Here is a 19,509-nt window from a genome sequence, read left to right on the forward strand (position 1 = left end):
TTTAAGCGTCCTCCTCAGCCGCCGGGCCGTTTGGCGGCCAGGCGGATCATCGACATGGACTTCTGGTAGAAGCCGATGGCGGCGTCATAGGCCATGCGGCTCTCGGCCATCTTCAGCATCTGCTCCTCGACCACGACCGAGTTGCCGTCCATCGTGGTTTCCGAATCGGGCGCCTTGGTCGGATCGAACCGCGCGGCCGGGCCGGGCGGGGCGATATGGGCCGCATTGGTCCGCGTCATCTGCAGCCCGCCGCCCCTGGCCATGGCGGCGGAGAAGTCGGTCGGCTGCTTCAGGTCACGCCCGACGTAGCCCGGCGTGTCGGCGTTGGCCACGTTCTCGGCGATCACCCGCTGGCGCGCGTCCAGCCAGTCCAGCCGGCCCTTGATCTGCCCCAGCAGCGGTATGTCGGCGACGCCCATGGCGATCTCCCGTGCGACGCGGATGCGCGCGATGGGCAGAAAATGCCGCCTGCATGGTTAATAACCCCTTATCTCAACGCCTCGTTAACCGTGGTGGTTAACATTCGGAGCCTAAGCGCAGACTGCGCGGGGCCTTGCAGCGTATGAATTTCCTCGATCTCGCCCGGGCCGTCTTCGGCCTGGCCTTCACCCTCGGCCTGATCGGGCTCGCGGCCTGGGCCGCGCGCCGTTATGCGCCCCAGTTGCTGGCCAGGCTCAGCGCCGAGCGCGGCGCGCGGCGGATGCAGGTGGTCGAGACCCTGGTCCTGGACCCCGCCCGCCGCCTGGTCCTGGTCCGCATCGACGAGGAGGAGCGGCTGATCCTGCTGGGCGAAGGCCGCGAACTGATCGAGCCGCGCCAGCCGGGGGGCCTTCAGTGAAACACCCGGTTTTCGTCAAACCCACCGGCGCCGAGCTGAAGCGCGCGGCCCTGCTGTCGCTGTTCACCACCCTGGTCTGCCTGGCCTGGCCCGTCGCGGCCCTGGCCCAGCAGGCGGCGCAGAGCGGATCGGCGCTCAACATCGACCTGGGCTCGGGCGCCGGCCTGACCCAGCGGGTGGTGCAGCTGGTCGGGCTGATGACCGTGCTGTCGCTGGCGCCGTCCATCGTCATCATGACCACCAGCTTCGTTCGGATCATCGTGGTCCTGTCGCTGCTGCGAACCGCCCTGGGGCTGCAACAGTCGCCGCCGAACGCCGTCCTGGTGTCCTTGTCGCTGTTCCTGTCGGCCATCGTCATGGCCCCGACCTGGCAGGACGCCTATGATTCGGGCATCCGTCCGCTGATGGATCAGCAGATCGAACTGCCCCAGGCCTTCGATCAGGCGTCCGAACCAGTGAAAACCTTCATGCTGGCGCAGGTGGATCGCGGCGACCTGGCCCTGTTCACCCGCCTGTCCAAGATCGAGGCCCCGCAGAACGTCCAGGACCTGCCGCTCCGCGTCGTCACCCCGGCCTTCATGATCAGCGAGCTGAAGAAGGCCTTCACGATCGGATTTCTTCTTTTCGTTCCGTTCCTTGTGATCGATCTGGTGGTGGCCAGCGTGCTGATGTCGATGGGCATGATGATGCTGCCGCCGGTGGTGGTGTCCCTGCCGTTCAAGCTGATCTTCTTCGTGCTGGTGGACGGGTGGCGACTGGTCGCCGGAAGCCTGGTCGAGAGCTTTCAGCGGGCGTCCGGAACCGGATAATCCCCCGCCCCCTATGGCTTTCCGCGTCATCGGCGCTTGCAAAGCCGGTGGAAATCCGTGTTGATCCCCCGGTCCTCGCCCTGAATCGGGCGAATAACACTGGAAACGCTTCTTATGACCACTCAAGCCGAACTGATCGCCGCCGTCGCCAAGGACGCCGGTGTTTCGCAGGCCGACGCCGGCAAGGTGCTGACCGCCATCGTCGAAAACATCCACTCGACCCTGAAGTCGGGCGGCGACATCCGCATCTCGAACCTGGGCGTCTTCGACACCGCCGCCCGCGCCGAGCGCGAGGGCCGCAACCCGGCCACCGGCGCGACCATCAAGATCGCCGCCTCCAAGGCCGTGCGCTTCCGCGTCTCCAAGCCGCTGAAGGACGCCGTCAACGGCTAAGCCTTAGATCCTCCCCCGTTAAAGCACGGTGGAGGATCACGCTTCGACGGGCGGGGATCGCGATGCGGTCGCCGCCCGTTTCCGTTTCAGGTCGCCGCTTTCGCGTCCGCCTCCTTGCGGAAGGCCTGTTTGGCGCTGTTGACCCAGCCGACGAAGGTGTCCGCCTGGCTGGACAGATTGGCGAAGTCGCCCGTCCCCGCCACGCCCGACAGATTGTCGTCCAGCGCCACCCGGATCGCGGCCGCCGACCGCGCGCCCGCCACGAACGGCCCATACCGGCCGCTCAGCCGCTGCAGCCCCGCGCGATCCCCGGCCAGCGAATAGCCCACGCCCGCCCGGATCAGCCAGCTTTCCTCGCCCGGCGTCAGGGCCGTTCCGGCGGTCTTGTAGCGATCGCCCAGCCGCGCCTCGTAGATCGGCGCCGCCTCGGCCCATTTCTGCTGTTTCCAGAAGATGTCGGCCCGCACTTCGCGCGCCGGGTTCGACTGATCCCGGTCCAGCACTTCCAGCGCATGGTCGAACCGGCCCAGGTCCATCAGGGCGCGGGCCTCCAGCGCGCGCCGCTCGCTGTTCATCGCGGCGGGCAACAGGGTGGTGCGCGACCCCCAGATCGCCTGCAGCGCCTTCTCCGGCTGGCGGTCCATCAGATAGACGGTGGCCAGATTGGTGGCGACCTGGGCCTTGGCCACGCCGTCCAGCCGCTCGTCCACCTGGTGCTGCAAAAGCTCGGCCGCCTGGTCCAGCAGATCCACGTCGATAAGGCGACGCGACAGGCGGCGCACCATCTCATCCCCGTCCGCCCCGATCGGCGTCAGCTCGCGGAAGTCGTAGAACAGGGCCAGGGCCTGCACCGGCTGCAATCCATCCGCGGCCCCCTCCAGGAACAGGGCCCGGAAGGCGTTGGACTGATCGGCCTGGATCTCGGTCGCGCCTGGAATGCCCGACAGCCGCTTGCCCGCCCCGCGCAGGGCGTCCAGCGCCTCGCGGTAACGCCCCTGCTTCAGATAGATGTCGGCCAGCTTGCGGATCACGGCCAGTTCCGTGCCGTCCCCGCGCCAGCGCCATTTCAGCTGTTCCAGCTGCTGGGCCGCCTGGTCGGGGCTCAGCGCGCCCTTGTCCATCTCCAGGCCGATGGCGCCCAGTTTGGCGGGGGTGGCGATGCCGTCCAGCGGCGCGCGCGCCACGGCCTTGTAAACCGCCAGCGCCCGGTTCTTGTCGCCCTGCAGATCGAAGAGCCGCGCCTGCACCAGCCGCGCGGTCAGTTGGTCGGTCGCCGGCGCCTTCTGGCTGAAGCTGTAGGCCAGCAGCTGTTGGGCGGCGGCCAAGTCGCCCGTCTCGATGGCCGCCAGCGCATGGGCGGCGCCGAACCGCGCGCGCCAGGCCGGGGGAAAATCGTCGATCACCGAGGCGCCGGCGGCGAAGCTGCGCCGCGCTCCCTCCCAATCGCCCTGTTCAGAGGCGATATAGCCCTGCCACACCTTGGTCGCCGGGTCGTTGGCCAGGGCCGCGCCCGCGAAATCGACCTGCGCCTCCTCCAGCCGCCCCACGCCGACGCGGGCGACGCCGCGCAGGCCCCGGACCTCAGGCTCGCCCTGCAGGTTCGGCGCCTTGGCGATCAGGGCGTTCAGCACCCCGATGGCCTCATAGTTCAGTCCCGATCCGACCAGAAACCGCGCCAGGGCCATCCGCGCCTCTATGGGCGCGCGCGGATCGTCCGCCGCCGCGATGGTCTCCAGCCCCGCCGCGTCCTGCAGCCGGCGATAGCGGTCCGAGAAGCCCGCCTCGCCCGTCGCGGCCCAGGCCTCGTCGATCATGGCCGGGTAGGCCGCGCGCTTGGGCGCATCGGCCGCGTGATCGCCGGTCTCCAGTCCCGCCGACGGCGCCGAAAGCGTCAGCCCCCTGGGCCGGCTCAGCGTCACCAGATCGCCCGCCGCCTCGATCCGCAGATCGTCGGCGCCCGTCTCGACCGCCATCCCCTGGGCCGTGGGGATCAGGGTCAGATCGACCGTGCGCCGTCCGCCGCCATAGCCCTTGCCGGGCGCCAGCGCCGTCACCGCCGCGAACCGGTCGCCCACCAGCGGGTCGGTCAGCCAGATCGCCTTGGTCGCCCCAGCCATCCGCGCCACCAGGGTCGCCGCCCCGTCGTCGGCCCGCCCGACCTCGACGCCCGAAGCCGCGGGCGCGGTTCCGCCCAGGGTCACGGTCCAGGTCCCGCCCTGCCCCTGCGCCGCCACGCCCATGCCGTCGGGCGCGGAAATCCGCATGGCGGTGTAGCCCGGCCCCGCCGCCCAACGCGCGTCCTTGGCCGGCCCCAGCTGTTTGGCGCCGGTCATGTCCATCCGCGCGGCGGTGTCGAACACGATCCACACCGCGTCGCCGCGCCGGAACACGGCCGCGCCCACCGGCGTGCTCCATTGGAAGGTCAACACGGTCTTGTCGGCGCTGGATTCGGCCTTGACCGGCACGACCGCATCCGTGGTCGTCGGCTTGGCCGCGTCCCCGCCCTGCGGCGCCTTGCCCGGCGCATAGAGGTTCAGCCACACTGCCCCGTCCGCCACGCCCGAGCGGGCGTCGGCGCCCTCCTCCAGGGTGATGATCAGGTCCGTGCCGCCGGCGCGCGCGGCGCGGGTCTCGACCGACTTCACCCCGGCGGGCGGATCGACCTTCAGGCGCGACACGTCGGGCGCGGCCGTCGTGCCCAGCCGCACCACCACCTTGTCGCCCTGGCGGCTGACGCGCGAGCGCACGCCGATCACGCCGCCGAACTCGACGCGGGTGAACTCGGCGTTCTGGCCGATGCCGATGGACAGCGGATCGCGCGATCGCGCCGCTTCCTGCGCCAGGGGCGACAGCGGCGCGAGCACGACGGCGCCGGCCGCGGCGGCCGCCACGGTCGTCTTCAGAATACGCTTGGTCGGCGCGGCCCCGGACATATCCCCCGACCCATGCCGCACAAGCCCTTTAATCGCGGTTAACCGCCGTTCACCGTGACGCGGCGGCGATAGGACAACCCGTCCACGCGACAAGCCCGCCCACAGCGCGCATACTGATCCCATGACGGACTATCCGCGGCTCAGCACGATCAAGACCGGCCTGGCCTGCCGTTGCCCCCGCTGCGGCAAAGGCCCGCTGTTCAAGGGCTACCTCAGCCTGCGCGAAGGCTGCACGGACTGCGGCCTCAGCTACGGCTTCGCCGACCCGGCCGACGGCCCGGCCTTCTTCGTCATGACGGCGGTCGGGGTGGTGGGCATGATCCTGCTGATGCTGTTCGACTTCACCGTTCACCCGCCGATCTGGGTGCATGGGGTCGTGACCCTGCCCATCCTGATCGGCCTGTGCCTGGGCTGCCTGCGCCCCTTCAAAGCCTGGCTGGTCGCCGAACAATATATCCACAAGGCCGCCCCGCCGGAGTTCTCCTCCAACGGCAAGCACGGGCCTTACTAGGTCGGTTCGACCACCGTCAGTTCCGGCCACCGCGCCCGCGCGCTGTCGATCACCTTGACCCAGCTTTTGGCCACGGGCCGGTTCGGATTGGGCCGGATGGTCATGGAGAACACATCCTCCAGCCCGAACGGCGCGGCGACGGTTATGGCGTCGTCAGCCTCCAGCCGCACCCCGACCGCGAAGGTCGGCGCCACGAACCGTCCCAGCGCCTCGTCGGTCGATCTCAGCGCCTGATAGGGCTCGCCGAACCGATCCTGGAACCACAGATGAACCCGCGCCTGGTTCCTGACCTCGACCTGACTGCTGAGCGGCGCGTCGAAGGCGGCGGCGACCCGTTTAATAACCACATCCTCGGCCTCGTAGGACAGGTCCGATCCGTCGAAATAGGCCAGATCGTAGTCCTTGACGCCATAACCCGCCGGCCGTCCCGTCTGGACGTTCCACACCGCCTGATAGACCGCGCCCGACACCAGCCTCCAATCCGGCAGGTCCAGCCCCCGCACCGTCGTCAGAATATGCATCACCGCGGGGTCGGCGCGCACGATGGCGATCAGGCGTTCGGTCAGGGCGTCGTTCATTTCCCATCCCTTAGCGAGCGCATCCGTCTCCGGGGAGTGACGGCGCACCACCATCCACAGACCCTTTTCCTCGTCATCCTAAGCGCAAGGCTTAAGGATGATGCGTGGCGGGAAGCGGCGACCTACTCCCGCACCGGCCAGCCGTGGTCCAGCGGGCCGTGGCCGCCGCCCAGGCCGGGCGCACGGCGGATCGCCTCGCCGACATAGGCCCAGGCTTCGGCCACCGCGACCTCCAGCGGTCGCCCCAGCGCCAGCCCGGCCGCGCAGGCGCTGGCCAGCGTGCATCCGGTGCCGTGGGTGTGGCGGGTGTCGATCCGTTCGGCCTCCAGCGCCGTCTCGCCGTCGGGCGTCAGCAGCAGGTCGATCACCGTCGTTCCCGGCACATGGCCGCCCTTCATCAGCACCGCCCGCGCGCCCATGGCCAGCAGGGCCTCGCCCGCCCGGCGCTGGCCGTCCACATCATGCACCGCGATCCCCGTCAGGGCCTCGGCCTCGGGCGCATTGGGGGTCAGAAGCGCCGCGCGCGGGATCATCATGGATTTGACCGCCTCGACGGCCGCATCGGGCAACAGGGACGCCCCGCCCTTGGCCACCATGACCGGATCGACCACGGCGGGCGCGTCGGCGCTGTCCAGCAGGGCGGCGACCGTCTCCACCACCTCGACCGAGCCCAGCATTCCGGTCTTGAAGGCGTCGGTTCCGATGTCGTCCAGCACCGCGCGCCCCTGGGCCGCGATCAGATCCAGCGGCAGCGGATGGACGCCGTGGACCCCCAGGGTGTTCTGCACCGTGATGGCGGTGATGGCGGTCGCCGCATAGCCGCCCATCATCGTCACGGCCTTGATGTCGGCCTGGATGCCCGCCCCGCCGCCCGAGTCGGAGCCCGCCAGGATCAGCACCCGACCCATCTTTTTTGCGCTGCCGCCGCCCGCGCGGCGGGCGTCTGCTTGAGCGCGAATATCCGTGCCAACGCGGGTCATGCCGCCGCCCCCGAAAACAGCTTCAGCCCGACGATCCCCGCCACGATCAGCAGGATGCACACCGCCCTGACCGCCGTCGCGGGCTCGCCATAGACCAGCACGCCCGCCAGCGCCGCGCCCACCGCCCCGATGCCGGTCCACACCGCATAGGCCGTTCCGATCGGCAGCTTCTGCGTCGCCACCCACAACAGGATCATGCTTCCGGCCAGGGCGATCCCCACCCCCAGCGATGTCAGCGGCCGCTGCAGGCCGACGCTCTTCAGGCCCGAGGCCCACAGAACCTCCAGCAGACCGGCGACGACCAGCGTCGCCCACGGATTGATCGACATGATCCAGGACATGACGGGTCAGATGGCCCAGCCCGTCCATCAGGGCAAGCGATCAGGCGCCCAGCGGTCCCTTGAAGATGAAGAAGGCCCCCAGGCCGATGAAGGCGAAGCCGACCAGATGGTTCACCGTCAGCTTCTCGCCCAGATACAGCACCGAAAAACCGGCGAAGACCAACAGGGTGATCACCTCCTGCATCGTCTTCAGCTCGGCCGGAGAATAGACCTTGATGCCGATCCGGTTGGCCGGCACCGCCAGCCAGTATTCGAAGAAGGCGATGCTCCAGCTGGCGATCACCAGCAGCCACAGCGGCTTGTGCTCGAACTTCAGATGGCCGTACCAGGCGAAGGTCATGAAGACGTTCGACAGGGCCAGCATGAGAATGGGGGCGATATAGGCGGTCAGGGGCATGGGCGACGCTGTGACGGTTGACCCCTGTCCTTAGCTCAACCGCGACCGAACGTCGCGTCCGTTCAACCGGCGTCGCGAATGGCCGCCTGCACCTTCAGCGCCTGCACCGTCTCGCGCACGTCATGGACCCGCACCATCCGCGCCCCGTGGGCGGCCGCCGCCAGGGCCAGGGCGATGGAGCCGCCCAGCCGGTCGGTCGCCTCGACCGCCGTCGGGTCGACAGCCTGGATCGTGCGCTTGCGGCTGGCGGCGTACAGCACCGGAAACCCCAGATCGACCAGCGCGCTCAGTCCCGCCGTCAGGGCCAGATTGTGCGCCAGCGTCTTGCCGAAACCTATGCCGGGGTCCACCCAGATCCGATCGCGCGCCACACCCGCCGCCATCGCCGCCTCGGCCCGCCCCTGCAGATAGTCCAGCACCTCGCCGGCCACGTCGGCATAGGTCGGGTTCGCCTGCATGGTGCGCGGCTCGCCCTTCATGTGCATCAGCAAGATATCGCACCCCAGTTCGGCGGCGACGCCCGCGCTGTCGGGCGTATGGGTCAAGGCCGTCACGTCGTTCCACATCGTCGCCCCGGCCGCGACGGCGGCGCGGGCCGCCTCGGGCTTCATCGTGTCGATGCTGATCGCCCCGTCCCAGCGCGCGCGAAGGCCCGCGATGACCGGGACGACCCGCGCGATCTCCTCGTCCGTCCCGACCGGATCGGCGCCCGGCCGGGTGCTTTCGCCGCCGATATCCAAGACGTCCGCCCCCTGTTCGACCAGCCGCAGCCCGTGCTCCACCGCCCGTTCCGTGGTGGTCCAGCGCCCGCCGTCAGAGAAGCTATCAGGCGTCACATTGAGGATACCCATGACTTTCACGGGCAACATCGACATCATCTCATCCATGATCGCTAATATTATCGACAGACGAGTTCACGTCCATAAATGGCGATCAGTGGACGCCGTAGCTGAAGCAACATGGCACGACAACGCTCGGCCCGGCACACCTCATCACGACAATGCAGATAAAGCCGCGTCGATCACGCATGGCGACACCATGGCCTCACGTTCCGGAATATCTGTCACGGAGGCGATAGCATGGGCGCAAGCGTACTCGGACGAAGTCACTTTGTATCTCTACGACATGGGAACGTGGCCCTCAGAACCGACTGATTTTTAATCCGAAAATACGGATTATTTCCGATCGAATAGCGTGATGTTTGACTTTCGCGCGGCATGGGACCAGCCTCTAGCCGTGAACACACGTTTCGTCAGCCAGGCTCGACGCCTTTCCCACGCGGGACGCCTCGTCGCAGGCTTCTGACCCGGAACGGCTGCGTGCCTTTTGCCCGTTCCGGGCGACGATCTGAAACTTCTTCTTCCCGCCGCCGACGCCGAACGCGCGTGTGGCGGCGCATGCCCCTTTTGAGAGACATCCCCATGGCCAAGTCCAATCTGCCCGTCCGCCCCGACATCTTCCTCAGCGCCGAGGACCACGACGCCCTGTCCCGCCTGGTCGGCGACATGCCCGGCGAGGGCGTGGCGGGCATGCTTCAGGAAGAGCTGGAGCGCGCCGTCATCTGCGAATCCGGCGACCTGCCCAAGGGCGCCGTGCCGCTGAACCGCTGGCTCCACTACGTCGACGGCCGCAGCAGCGACCCGCGCCGCATCCAGATCGTCCTGCCGAAAGACGCCGACATCGACGCGGGCAAGGTTTCGGTCCTGTCCCACGTCGGCGCGGGCCTGATCGGCCTGGTCGAAGGCCACACCATTTCCTGGAGCGACCCGTCCGGCGCCGAACGCAGCCTGACCCCGGTGATGATCGAGGACGCGGAAATCCTGCCCGCCTGATCCCTGCCGCCGCTCATGAAAAACCCGCCGGGAGATCGCTCTCCCGGCGGGCTTTTTCATTCCGAACCGAATGCCGGTTCAGTGAACCGTCGGCACGCTGGTCGCGGCGGGCTTGGCGACGGGAACCTCGATCTCGGTCCCGTCCGACACCGGCGTCACCGGCACCGAGACCGAAGGTCCGGCGTTGGGGAAGTTGTTCTCGTCGCGGTTAGGCGCGACGCCCTTCTCCAGCAGGTCCTTGATCTCCTCGCCCGACAGGGTTTCGTACTCCAGCAGGGCCTGCGACAGCTTTTCGTGATGATCGGCCTTGGTCGTCAGGATGTGGCGCGCTTCGTCCCAGCCCGAGGCGACCAGGCGACGGACCTCCTCGTCGATGGTGCGGGCGGTCTCCTCGGAGATGTTCTGGCTGCGCGCGACCGAATGGCCCAGGAAGACCTCTTCCTGGTTCTCGCCATAAGCCACCGTGCCCAGCTTCTCGGAGAAGCCCCAGCGGGTGACCATGGCGCGGGCCAGCTTCGTCGCCTGTTCGATGTCCGACGACGCCCCAGAGGTGATGTTCTCCTTGCCGAAGATCAGCTCTTCGGCCACGCGCCCGCCCGCCATGATGGCGATCCGGTCGATCATCTGCTGATACTTCATCGAATAGCGGTCGCCTTCCGGCAACTGCATCACCATGCCCAGCGCCCGGCCGCGCGGGACGATGGTCGCCTTGTGCACCGGGTCCGCCGCCTTGACGTTCATGGCGACGATGGCGTGACCGGCCTCATGATAGGCGGTCAGGCGCTTTTCTTCCTCGTTCATGGCCATGGAGCGACGCTCCGAACCCATCAGCACCTTGTCCTTGGCGTCCTCGAAGTCGCGATGCGTGACCATGCGACGGTCCTTGCGCGCCGCCGTCAGGGCGGCTTCGTTGACCAGGTTGGCCAGGTCGGCGCCCGAGAAGCCGGGTGTGCCGCGCGCGATGGTCTTCACATTCACATCGGCGGCCAGGGGCACGTCCTTCATATGGACGCGCAGGATGCGTTCACGGCCCGAGACGTCGGGGTTCGGCACCACCACCTGACGGTCGAACCGGCCGGGACGCAGCAAGGCCGGGTCCAGCACGTCGGGACGGTTGGTCGCGGCGATCAGGATGATGTTCTCGGACGCCTCGAAGCCGTCCATCTCGACCAGCAGTTGGTTCAGCGTCTGTTCGCGCTCGTCATTGCCGCCGCCCAGGCCGGCGCCGCGATGGCGACCCACCGCGTCGATCTCGTCGATGAAGATGATGCAGGGCGCATTCTTCTTGGCCTGTTCGAACATGTCGCGAACCCGCGAGGCGCCGACGCCGACGAACATTTCGACAAAGTCCGAGCCCGAGATGGAGAAGAAGGGCACGCCCGCCTCGCCCGCGACCGCGCGGGCCAGCAGCGTCTTGCCGGTGCCGGGAGGGCCGACCAGCAAGGCGCCCTTGGGGATCTTGCCGCCCAGACGCTGGAACTTGCCCGGATCCTTCAGGAAGTCGACGACCTCCTGCAGTTCGTCCTTGGCCTCGTCCACGCCGGCGACGTCCTCGAACGTCTTGCGGCCCTTGTGCTCGGTCAGCAGCTTGGCCTTGGACTTGCCGAAGCCCATGGCCCCGCGCGCCCCGCCCTGCATCTGGCGCATGAAGAAGATCCAGACCCCGATCAACAGGGCGATGGGCAGGATGCCCAGCAGCAGGCTCATCCAGATCGACTGGCCGCCCGACTTGGCGTCGATCTCGACCCCCGCCTGCAGCATGTTCGCCATCAGCTGTTCGTTCGGATAGACGGTGGTGGAGGTGAAGCGCTGGCCGTTCTTCAGCTCGCCGTTCACCTTGTCGACCCGCACCGTCACCTTCTTGACGTCGCCGGCGTTCACTCGCTGCACCAGTTCGGAATAGCTCATGATTTCGGGCCGTCCGCCCGCAGGCTGACCGGCCATGCCGTTCATCGCGCCGCCTTGGGACAGGGCCGCATAGCCCGCCAGCAGCGCCAGAATGATCACGCCGGTGATCGCCAGATTACGCAGGTTCATTGAGGTCCTCGGTCGTCCGCCGCCCCGCTCGGGCCGACGGTCTGGATGTGTCTGTCTGGGAAAATAGGAGGTTCCATGGCGTTATGCCATCGCGGGGCTGAAATCAGGTCGTCTTCGTGCGTCGTTTCGTCCAGCGCCAGCCTGAGCCGTTCCGCGACAAGCCCGCGCCGTTCGACCCCCGCCCCTGCAAGAACCGGTCCCGGCGCCCCGTCCTTGACGAGCACCGGCCAGGCCGCCCGCGCCTGCGGCGACAGCGGGGCCAGCGCCGCCCGGTCCGCGTCCGACAGCTGCGACAATCGCCCGCGCCCCGCGACGACCGACCAGCCCGGATCGGCGGCGACGAAGGCGAACCGTCCGTCCCACACCGCCTCCGCGCCCGGCGTCAGCCTCAGGGGCGCCGCGCCCTTTCTCGCCATCTCGCCCGCCTCCCGCACCAGGCTGGCGGTCTCGCCCCCAGCCGTGATCCGCGCCCCGCACAGGGTGGCGGTGAACGCCTCGCCGGCCCGCAGCCGCCGGATCAGCGCGGCCAGCCGCTCGCCCCTCGGCGGCGTCGCCCCGCCCCCGACGCAGACCAGGGCCGCCGCCAGGGTTCGCGCCGAAACATCGCGCGACGCCTCGACCACCGCCTCGCCGACCCTCTTCAGCCCCTCCGCGCTCGACGCCGCCCGCGCCTCGGAGAGCGGCTGCCGCTCAGCCCCTCCGGCGGCCAAGGCCTGGCGCGCCCGACTGCGGCCATAGCGCGGATCGGCGTTGGCGGGGTCCTCGATCCAGTCCGCCCCCTGCCCCCTCAGCCAGTCGCGCAAGGGGTCGCGCCCTTCGTCCAGCAGGGGTCGCAGCAGCATCAGCCCCCGCCCCTCGGGCCAGACAGGCGACGGCGACCATTCGCGCACCCGTCCCAGCGTCGCCCCTTCCCGCCGCATCAGATCGGCCTCGGCGATGTCGTCGGCCGTGTGGGCGAACAGCACCACCCGCGCCCCCGCCGTCCGCGCCGCCTCGGCGATCAGCCGATGGCGCGCCGACCGCGCCGCCGCCGTCAGTCCCGTCTGGGGCTTGTCCCCGTCCCAGCGCAGGCCGCGCCAATCTCCCCCGACCGCCCGCGCCGCCTGTTCCGCAAAGGCGTTCCAGCGCCCGCTTTCGGGGTTCAGCCCATGATCCACGCTGAGCGCAAGAAGGCGCCGCCCGCGCGTCTTCGCCCATTCGGCCGCCAGCCGCAGCAGGGCGATTGAATCCCCCCCGCCCGACAGGGCCAGGACCAGGGGCTGCTCGACATCCCGGCTCAACCGCGCATCCAGCCGTGTCAGGACGCGCGCGGCCAGTCCCCCCTCGCTCCCATAGCTCCCGTCTTCGGACGTCAGGCGGCGCACGCGCCCGTGGTCCGCAGCTGAGCCGCGCGGGCCTTCTGCGGATCGGACGCCGAGGGCGCATAGCGGCGCGTGAACTCGGCCAGGGCCGCGCACCCTTGCGGCTTCCTCTGGGTTGAAAACAGCGCGTCGGCCAGTTTCAGCGTCGTATCCGCCGCCCAGCCGATGCGCGGCCAGTCCTTCAGCGCGGCGGCGTAATAGGGCACGGCCCCCGCCTTGTCGTTGGCCGCGACCCGCAGGTCGCCCAGGCGCGAGTTGGCTTCACGCGATTGCGGCGTGTCGGGCCAGGCTGCGATCACCGTCTCCAGCGCCCGCTCGCCGCGCGGCTTGTCGGTCGCCAGCAGGGCGACCGCCGCCGCCAGATCGCGCGTCGCGTCGCCGGTGGGCGAGGTCGCCTCGATCGGCGCGTTCAGTTCGGCCTGGGTCTCCAGCTTCTGGATGCGGGCCTCGGCGTCTCTCAGCCGGGTCTGCAGGGCCTGGTTGTCCCGCGTCGCCTCGTCCAGTTGGAAGGTCAGCCGCTCGTTGTCGCCGTTGATGCGGCGAACCGTGGCCTCCAGGTCGCCCAGGCGCCGATCCATCAGGGCGAACTGCCCCTGCAGCGTCACCACCTCCGGGTCCGGCTCGACCAGCACCGGCTGACCGGCGGCGTTCCTCTGGGTCAGCGCCCGCTCCAGCCGGCGCACGTTGCGATCCAGCTGGTCCAGGCGGCGGTTGTCCCATTCGGTCCGCTCCATGATGTTGGGCTGGGCCTGCTGGGCGACGGCGCCGCCGCCGATCAGCAGCACCCCGACGGCGGCGGCGACGATGGCGTGGGCGCGAGAGATCGAGAGCTTGGTCATCCGTCTAGCTTTCACCGATTTGGGGCCGCCGCAAGGCCCAAGCGCCGAAACGAAAAGAGGCGCCGGCTTTCGGTCGACGCCTCCCTTCAGATCAGTCGTCTTTCGCCGATTAGCGCGGCGCGCCCGACACGATGGCGGTGTGGGCGTTGCGGTTGCGGGCGAAGGCGTCCTCGTTGGAGCCCTCCGCGATCGGCCGCTCCTTGCCGAAGCTGATGGTGTCGATCCGGCCGGCCGGGATGCCCCGATTGATCAGATAGGTCCGCACCGACTCCGCGCGGCGGGCGCCCAGAGCCAGGTTGTATTCGCGCGTCCCGCGTTCGTCGGCGTTGCCTTCGATGCGGACCGTCACGGACGGATAGCGTTGCAGCCACTGAGCTTGGGCGTCCAGACGCGGCATGGCCTCGGGGCGGACCTCATAGCTGTCCAGGTCGAAATAGATGCGGTCGCCGACGTTGACGACAAAGTCCTGCTCGGACCCCGGCTGGGCCGAGCCCAGGCCGCCGCCCGTCACCGGGCCGGTCGGGGCGGTCGGATAGGCCGGGCCGGTCGGCGCGGTCGAGGTTCCATCGTTCGGGCCGGGCACGCCGGTCTCGACCGGGGGCTTGCGCGTGCAGGCGGCCATCGCCGCCACGGCGCAGCCGACCATCGCCAGTTTGAGGATGCGTGAAGTCTTCATGGGGTCGTCTCCTGACGTGTCGTTTCTTGCAAGGGGGCGGGCCTCAAGCTTGACGTTACTGTCTGCCTCGGGCGCCCTTGGGACGCCAGAGGCGATAACGCAGTATTGAGACTTATGGCTCCGCCGTGATCGAGGACGGGCCTTTAGGCCGGGCAGCTGTCGGCGCCCTGGCCATAGCCCAGATTGCTCGGCGGCCGGTCCAGCAGGGGCGACCAGGCCGGATCGGTGCCGCGCCCGTTATAGCCCGCCTGCGACACCACCCGGCCCGACAGGTCCACGGTCCACAAACGGGTGTCGCCGCCCGGCGTCTGGCGCGCGAACATCACATATCGGCCGTTGGGCGCCCAGTTCGGCCCCTCCTCGAAGTAGCTGGAGGACAGGATGCGTTCGCCCGATCCGTCGGCGTTCATCACCCCGGTCGAGAACCGGCCCCCGCCCTGTTTGGTGAAGGCGATCAGATTGCCGGTCGGGCTCCACGACGGCGCCGTATAGATGCCGCCCCCGCGCGAGATCGGCCGCTGGCCCGATCCGTCCGCGCGCATGACATAAAGCCGCGCCGAACCCGAACGGTCCGAGGTGAAGACGATCTGGCTGCCGTCCGGGCTGAACGAGGGCGAGGTGTCGATGCCGGGGTCGTTGGTCAGGCGGGTGATCTGACGGCTTCTCAGGTCCATCACATAGACGTCGGTATTGCCGCCCCGGATGATCGAAAACGCGATCTTGTTGCCGTCGTTGGAGAAGCGCGGCGCCAGCACCTGCCCGTCGAATTCGCCCAGGCTCTCGCGCCGGCCGGTCGTCAGATTATAGAGGTAGATGCGGCTGTAATCCTTGCCCAGCGCGACATAGGTGATCTCGTCCGGCTGCGACAGCGAGAAGCGCGGCGACATGATCACCTCGTCCCCTTGCGTCAGATAGGTCGGGTTGAACCCGTCCTGGTCGGCGATGGTCAGGCGGTTGATCCGGTTCAGCGCCGAACCTTCCTCGGACACGAAGATCACGCGGGAATCGAAGAAGCCCGCCTCGCCAGTCATCCGCTGATAGATGACGTCGGAAATCTTGTGCGCGATCCGGCGCCACTGTTCTTGCGTCGCGGTGAACTGATAGCTGACCAGCTGGCACTGGCGATACGGATCATAAAGGCGGAAGCCGACGTCCATCCGCCCGTCGCCGCGCATCGTCACCCCGCCGTACAGCACCGCCTGCGCCCCGATCTGGGTCCATTGCGGAAAGTTCGGCGCATTGGCGAGGGTCAGGCCGGTCTCGATGAAGCTGGCCGGGTTCAGCGGCTCGAAGAAGCCCGACCGCCGCAGGTTCGCGCTGACCACGCTGGAGATGTCCGACCCATGCGTCCCCGCGAACGGCACGACCGCGATCTGCAACGGCCGCAGCACGCCCTGGTCGATCTCGACCTCGACCGGCTGGTTCTGACGCGCCGGCGTGGCCTGCGAGGTCTGGGCCGCCGTCGTCAGCGGCGCCGCCATCGCGACCGCCGCCACGGAGGCCAGAAGAAGGTTCAGACGCATCGAGTGCTCCCACAAGTCTCAAAGGATCGCCGCCCCTTATCGCCGGGCCGTTCGACTTTCGCCAGCTTGACGGCGAATGGGGCGACTTTCGGGACGGAGCAGGCATCTTGGCGTGAGCTTTCAGCATGATAGTCTGACGCCATGCGCACGACCCTCAACCTTGACGATGATGTGCTGAGCGCGGCCAGAGCCATGTCCGCTCGCACCGGCCGTCCACTTGGAAAGGTCGTTTCCGACCTGGCGCGAGAAACGCTGGAAGCGGAGACGCCGACGGTGGAGTTTCGCAACGGCATACCGCTCTTGCCTAACCGCAAGGGGGTTGTCGTCACGACAGAGCATATCAATGCGCTTCGCGAGGCGTTGGACTGACGCTCACCGATTTCTGCAGGCCCTTTCGGTGTTGAACGTCGGTCGATAGACGCCGCCGGGGAAACCCTGCGGCACGTCGAAGGGCGCGGTCTGGCGCAGGGCGCGCAGGGCGCCGTCGGCGGCGGCCCGATAGACGTTCGAGGACTGGGCGTTGATCAGGTTGGGGCCGCTGGTGATGCGCCCGTCCGCCGACAGGGTCAGTTCGACCTGGATCCTCAGCTGGTCCGCCCCGGGAATGTCGCAGGGCAGAATCCAGTTCGGATACACCTGGTTGAAGATGGCCGTGATCTGCGGCCCGGTCGCCTGGGACGCCGCGCCTGCCCCCTGCTGACCCGTAGCCGGGCGTCCGCGATTGTTGGTCGGGCGTGTCGGGCCGGCCAGGGCGTCCAGATCCAGGCTGGGTTCGGTGCGCTGCGGGGCCGGGCGGGCGGGCGCGGGGTTGCTGGGACGCGGCGTCGGCTGGGCCTTGGTCGGCGGCGAGGGCGCGGGCGCAGGCGGCGTGGGCCGGGGCTGCGGTCGAGGCGGCGTGGGGGTCGGACGCGGGGTCGGCGTGGGCGTCGGACGGGGGGTCGGTGCGGGCGTGGGCGCCGGCGTGGGACGCTGCGGCGTCGGCGTGGGGCGCGGTTGGGGCTGCGGTTGCGGACGCGGCTGGGGCGGCGTGGGCCGGGGCGGCGTCGGTTCGGGCGTCGGCGGAACCGGATCAGGCTGCTGCACCGGCGCGGTCGCGGCGTCGTCGGGCGAGGGTTCGGGCTGCGGATTGTCGGCCGGCGCGGCCTGGACCACCTCCTGCGACACGATGGTCACGGGCACCGAGGCCACCAGCGGCTTTTCCTCCTCGGTCCTGTGCGAAAACGTCACGAAGGCGAGCGCGATCACCCCGGCGTGCAGGGCGAGGGATCCGAGGATGGCCGGGCTCGGACGACGCAAAGGCTCAGGCCTCCGGCGCCGTGTCGGTGATCAGGTTCAGCTTGGTGAAGCCCGACGCGCTCAACCGCGCCATCACCCGCGCCACGGCCTGATAGGGCGCGCGCCCGTCGGCCCGCACGAACACCGGCCGCTCGGCCGCCTTGTCCGCGCCGCCCGCCTCGGTCTGCAGGCGCGCCGACAGCTGGTCGAAGGCCGTCTCGCTGTCGCCCACGAAGATGGCGCCCTGCTGGTCGATGCTGACCGACAGGGGTTCGGACTTGGTCTCGACCGCGCTGGCTTCGGTCTTGGGCAGCTCGACCGGCACCCCCACCGTCAGCAGGGGCGCCGAGATCATGAAGATGATCAGCAGCACCAGCATCACGTCCACCAGGGGCGTGACGTTGATCTCGGTCAGCGGGCCTTTGCGCCCGCGCCGACCCCGACGCCCGCCGCCGCTCGAACCACCACCGCCAAGCGCCATGGCTCAGCCGCCCCGCTTCAGGCTGAGGTCGGAGGCCGGCGGGGGCGGAGGCGGCGGGGCCGACGGCGCGCCCAGCCGGCGCGCGACCGCAGCCTGCAGGTCGTCGGCGAACGCCTCCAGCCGGCCGGTGAACTTGCCCGCGTCGATGGAGAATTTGTTATAGGCGATATAGGCCGGGATCGCCGCCGCCAGGCCGATGGCCGTCGCGAACAGGGCCTCGGCGATGGCCGGCGCCACCGTCGTCAGATTGGTGTTGCCCGCCGCCGCGATCCGCCCGAACGCATTCATGATGCCCCAGACCGTGCCGAACAGGCCGATGAAGGGCGAGGCCGTGGCCACGACCGACAGCACGCCCAGGCCGTTCTCGATCCGCTGGCTCTCGCGCGCGATCAGGCTGTTCATCGCCTTGTCGATCCGCACCATCAGAAGGTCGCCCTGGTGCTCGTTCAGCGCCCCGCGCTGCCGCGCCTCGCGCCAGTCCGACAGGGCGATGGCCAGCATGCGCGGCAGGGCGTGGTCCGGCTCCGGCCCGGCCTGGGCCGACACCTCCTCCAGCGACCGGCCCGACTGCACCGCCTTTTCGAATTCGTCGGCCTGTCGGTTCAGGGCGGTGAACCGCACCGCCTTGTCGATGATGATGGTCCACGACCAGATCGAGGCCGCCGCCAGGCCGATCATGACCGTCTTCACCACCCAGTCGGCGGTCATGAACAGCTCGACGGGGTTCATCATCGAGGCGTCGACGGGCAGGGTCATTCAGGCGCTCCGGGCGGATTCGGGATCGGTCACCTCGTCTTCGACCCAGCCGACGTGACCATTGTGTGGCGTCCGGCCCGTTTAACGACGACCCGACCGCCCGTCATCTGACAGGCGCGTCATAAGGGTTAACAGCGGGTTACCGCACGTCCGATCCCTATGCCGCTCAGGCGATCAACGAAAACGAATTGCCGAAATTGTGCAGCAGGACGGGCAGCAACAGGCTCCCGGTGCGCAGGCGCAGCCAGACGGCGATGAACGAGGGCAGAGCCGTCAGCGCCATCGTCATCGGATCGAAAGAAAAGGACCCGTTCGAGAAGCCGAAGGCGTGCGCCAATCCAAACAGGGCGCAGGACAGGACAGCGCCCCAGCTCCAGTCCACGCCGAGGAACCGCTTCGTCCCGGTGAACGCCTGGCACAGGGCGAACAGCAGAACGCCGCGATAGAAGGGCTCCTCCTCCAGGCCGGGCAGGGTCAGTTGGAACGCGACATCCTCGCCTGTGGCCGGCCCGCCAGGAAAGACCAGGGCGATCGCCACGAAGAAGGCGCAGTAGAGCACGGCGACCGGCAGGGCCGCCTTCAGACTGCCGGTCGCCTGGGTCAGGGTCAGACCCGCGCGGCGCCATCCGAACGCAGGCCATGCGGCGATGGCGAGGGTGGCGGCCAGCGCCAGCAGCTTGCCTTGCCAGTTCCAGGCTCCGCCGATCATGTCCGGCAGCCGGCCGTAGAATCCGGTCAGCAGGGCGTCATTCACAGCGACCAGAACCGCCGCGACGACCAGCCACCGCATCGAAAAGCGACGCCGGTCCAGCAGCCCTAGCACCGTTCCGACTCCCAGCAGCAGCACCAGCACGCCGCCCAAACCGATCAATCCATTCATACGTCCACCTCGTTTCCGTTCGACGGCGGCGGACTATCGGCGCGGGCCGCGGGCGTCTTCTCAAAACCC

The 19,509-nt window shown here is 68.9% G+C and carries 22 protein-coding genes; 6 read left to right on the plus strand and 16 right to left on the minus strand.

All coding sequences use genetic code 11. The features are described 5' to 3' along the window. Positions 1-14: 14 nt before the first annotated feature. Positions 15-419, minus strand: a complete 405-nt coding sequence (gene flgB / locus ACYX4P_RS16895; protein WP_248118388.1) for a flagellar basal body rod protein FlgB — start codon at positions 417-419, stop codon at positions 15-17. 143 nt (positions 420-562) lie between these two features. Between flgB and ACYX4P_RS16900 the strand changes: the two genes are divergently transcribed. From ACYX4P_RS16900 to ACYX4P_RS16910, 3 genes are all read left to right on the plus strand, one after another. After that, positions 563-838 (plus strand): flagellar biosynthetic protein FliO, encoded by a 276-nt coding sequence (locus ACYX4P_RS16900; protein ID WP_248118389.1) that lies wholly within the window; start codon positions 563-565, stop codon positions 836-838. Continuing rightward, complete coding sequence (gene fliP / locus ACYX4P_RS16905; protein ID WP_248118390.1) at positions 835-1,647, plus strand: flagellar type III secretion system pore protein FliP; 813 nt, start codon at positions 835-837, stop codon at positions 1,645-1,647. The genes ACYX4P_RS16900 and fliP overlap by 4 nt, the downstream gene beginning before the upstream one ends. Before the next feature lie 114 nt (positions 1,648-1,761). Continuing rightward, positions 1,762-2,040 carry an HU family DNA-binding protein gene (locus ACYX4P_RS16910; RefSeq protein WP_087120554.1) on the plus strand — a complete coding sequence of 93 codons (279 nt, stop codon included), beginning with the start codon at positions 1,762-1,764 and terminating at the stop codon, positions 2,038-2,040. An 86-nt stretch (positions 2,041-2,126) separates the two neighbouring features. Here ACYX4P_RS16910 and ACYX4P_RS16915 read toward each other — a convergent pair whose 3' ends face one another. Beyond that, the gene (locus tag ACYX4P_RS16915) at positions 2,127-4,973 is read right to left on the minus strand and encodes a tetratricopeptide repeat protein (protein WP_248118391.1); all 2,847 of its coding nucleotides are present in this window, start codon (positions 4,971-4,973) and stop codon (positions 2,127-2,129) included. A 121-nt stretch (positions 4,974-5,094) separates the two neighbouring features. Between ACYX4P_RS16915 and ACYX4P_RS16920 the strand changes: the two genes are divergently transcribed. Further along, a complete protein-coding gene (locus tag ACYX4P_RS16920; RefSeq protein ID WP_248118392.1) occupies positions 5,095-5,484 on the plus strand; it encodes a DUF983 domain-containing protein in 390 nt (129 codons plus the stop codon). On the opposite strand, the gene ACYX4P_RS16925 is transcribed toward ACYX4P_RS16920, so the two are convergent. From ACYX4P_RS16925 to folP, 5 genes are all read right to left on the minus strand, one after another. Continuing rightward, positions 5,481-6,062, minus strand: coding sequence for a nucleotidyltransferase family protein (locus ACYX4P_RS16925; RefSeq protein WP_248118393.1), 582 nt, complete (start codon positions 6,060-6,062; stop codon positions 5,481-5,483). The two genes, ACYX4P_RS16920 and ACYX4P_RS16925, sit on opposite strands and share 4 nt — an antisense overlap. A gap of 122 nt (positions 6,063-6,184) precedes the next feature. Then, the gene (thiD, locus tag ACYX4P_RS16930; protein WP_248118719.1) at positions 6,185-6,970 is read right to left on the minus strand and encodes a bifunctional hydroxymethylpyrimidine kinase/phosphomethylpyrimidine kinase; all 786 of its coding nucleotides are present in this window, start codon (positions 6,968-6,970) and stop codon (positions 6,185-6,187) included. 68 nt (positions 6,971-7,038) lie between these two features. Beyond that, a complete protein-coding gene (locus tag ACYX4P_RS16935; RefSeq protein ID WP_248118394.1) occupies positions 7,039-7,383 on the minus strand; it encodes a DMT family transporter in 345 nt (114 codons plus the stop codon). 40 nt (positions 7,384-7,423) lie between these two features. Beyond that, the gene (locus ACYX4P_RS16940) at positions 7,424-7,780 is read right to left on the minus strand and encodes a DMT family protein (RefSeq protein ID WP_248118396.1); all 357 of its coding nucleotides are present in this window, start codon (positions 7,778-7,780) and stop codon (positions 7,424-7,426) included. A gap of 62 nt (positions 7,781-7,842) precedes the next feature. Further along, a complete protein-coding gene (folP, locus tag ACYX4P_RS16945; RefSeq protein WP_292074833.1) occupies positions 7,843-8,658 on the minus strand; it encodes a dihydropteroate synthase in 816 nt (271 codons plus the stop codon). A gap of 543 nt (positions 8,659-9,201) precedes the next feature. On the opposite strand from folP, the gene ACYX4P_RS16950 reads away from it, so the two are divergent. After that, positions 9,202-9,612 carry a GreA/GreB family elongation factor gene (locus tag ACYX4P_RS16950; RefSeq protein WP_248118402.1) on the plus strand — a complete coding sequence of 137 codons (411 nt, stop codon included), beginning with the start codon at positions 9,202-9,204 and terminating at the stop codon, positions 9,610-9,612. A gap of 78 nt (positions 9,613-9,690) precedes the next feature. On the opposite strand, the gene ftsH is transcribed toward ACYX4P_RS16950, so the two are convergent. The 5 genes from ftsH to tolB form a co-directional block, all read right to left on the minus strand. Then, positions 9,691-11,649, minus strand: a complete 1,959-nt coding sequence (gene ftsH / locus ACYX4P_RS16955; protein ID WP_248118404.1) for an ATP-dependent zinc metalloprotease FtsH — start codon at positions 11,647-11,649, stop codon at positions 9,691-9,693. After that, the gene (tilS, locus tag ACYX4P_RS16960; RefSeq protein WP_248118406.1) at positions 11,646-13,013 is read right to left on the minus strand and encodes a tRNA lysidine(34) synthetase TilS; all 1,368 of its coding nucleotides are present in this window, start codon (positions 13,011-13,013) and stop codon (positions 11,646-11,648) included. The genes ftsH and tilS overlap by 4 nt, the downstream gene beginning before the upstream one ends. After that, positions 13,001-13,849, minus strand: coding sequence for a tetratricopeptide repeat protein (locus tag ACYX4P_RS16965; protein ID WP_248118408.1), 849 nt, complete (start codon positions 13,847-13,849; stop codon positions 13,001-13,003). The genes tilS and ACYX4P_RS16965 overlap by 13 nt, the downstream gene beginning before the upstream one ends. 109 nt (positions 13,850-13,958) lie before the next feature. After that, positions 13,959-14,525, minus strand: coding sequence for a peptidoglycan-associated lipoprotein Pal (pal, locus tag ACYX4P_RS16970; protein WP_248118410.1), 567 nt, complete (start codon positions 14,523-14,525; stop codon positions 13,959-13,961). 143 nt (positions 14,526-14,668) lie between these two features. Next, positions 14,669-16,048 carry a Tol-Pal system beta propeller repeat protein TolB gene (gene tolB, locus ACYX4P_RS16975; protein WP_248118412.1) on the minus strand — a complete coding sequence of 460 codons (1,380 nt, stop codon included), beginning with the start codon at positions 16,046-16,048 and terminating at the stop codon, positions 14,669-14,671. A 141-nt stretch (positions 16,049-16,189) separates the two neighbouring features. Between tolB and ACYX4P_RS16980 the strand changes: the two genes are divergently transcribed. Continuing rightward, positions 16,190-16,417: a CopG family transcriptional regulator gene (locus tag ACYX4P_RS16980; RefSeq protein WP_248118414.1), complete on the plus strand. Its 228-nt coding sequence runs from the start codon at positions 16,190-16,192 to the stop codon at positions 16,415-16,417. Positions 16,418-16,420: 3 nt separating this feature from the next. On the opposite strand, the gene ACYX4P_RS16985 is transcribed toward ACYX4P_RS16980, so the two are convergent. The 4 genes from ACYX4P_RS16985 to ACYX4P_RS17000 all read right to left on the minus strand — a co-directional run bounded on the left by ACYX4P_RS16985 (position 16,421) and on the right by ACYX4P_RS17000 (position 19,440). Then, positions 16,421-17,344, minus strand: a complete 924-nt coding sequence (locus ACYX4P_RS16985; protein ID WP_476070082.1) for a cell envelope integrity TolA family protein — start codon at positions 17,342-17,344, stop codon at positions 16,421-16,423. A 4-nt stretch (positions 17,345-17,348) separates the two neighbouring features. Then, complete coding sequence (gene tolR, locus ACYX4P_RS16990) at positions 17,349-17,804, minus strand: protein TolR (RefSeq protein WP_248118418.1); 456 nt, start codon at positions 17,802-17,804, stop codon at positions 17,349-17,351. 3 nt (positions 17,805-17,807) lie between these two features. Beyond that, positions 17,808-18,560 carry a protein TolQ gene (tolQ, locus tag ACYX4P_RS16995; protein ID WP_248118420.1) on the minus strand — a complete coding sequence of 251 codons (753 nt, stop codon included), beginning with the start codon at positions 18,558-18,560 and terminating at the stop codon, positions 17,808-17,810. A gap of 166 nt (positions 18,561-18,726) precedes the next feature. Continuing rightward, positions 18,727-19,440: a CPBP family intramembrane glutamic endopeptidase, BDIM_20840 family gene (locus ACYX4P_RS17000; protein ID WP_248118422.1), complete on the minus strand. Its 714-nt coding sequence runs from the start codon at positions 19,438-19,440 to the stop codon at positions 18,727-18,729. Positions 19,441-19,509: the final 69 nt, after the last annotated feature.

The sequence above is a fragment of the Brevundimonas sp. ABV4_179 genome, assembly GCF_056311945.1.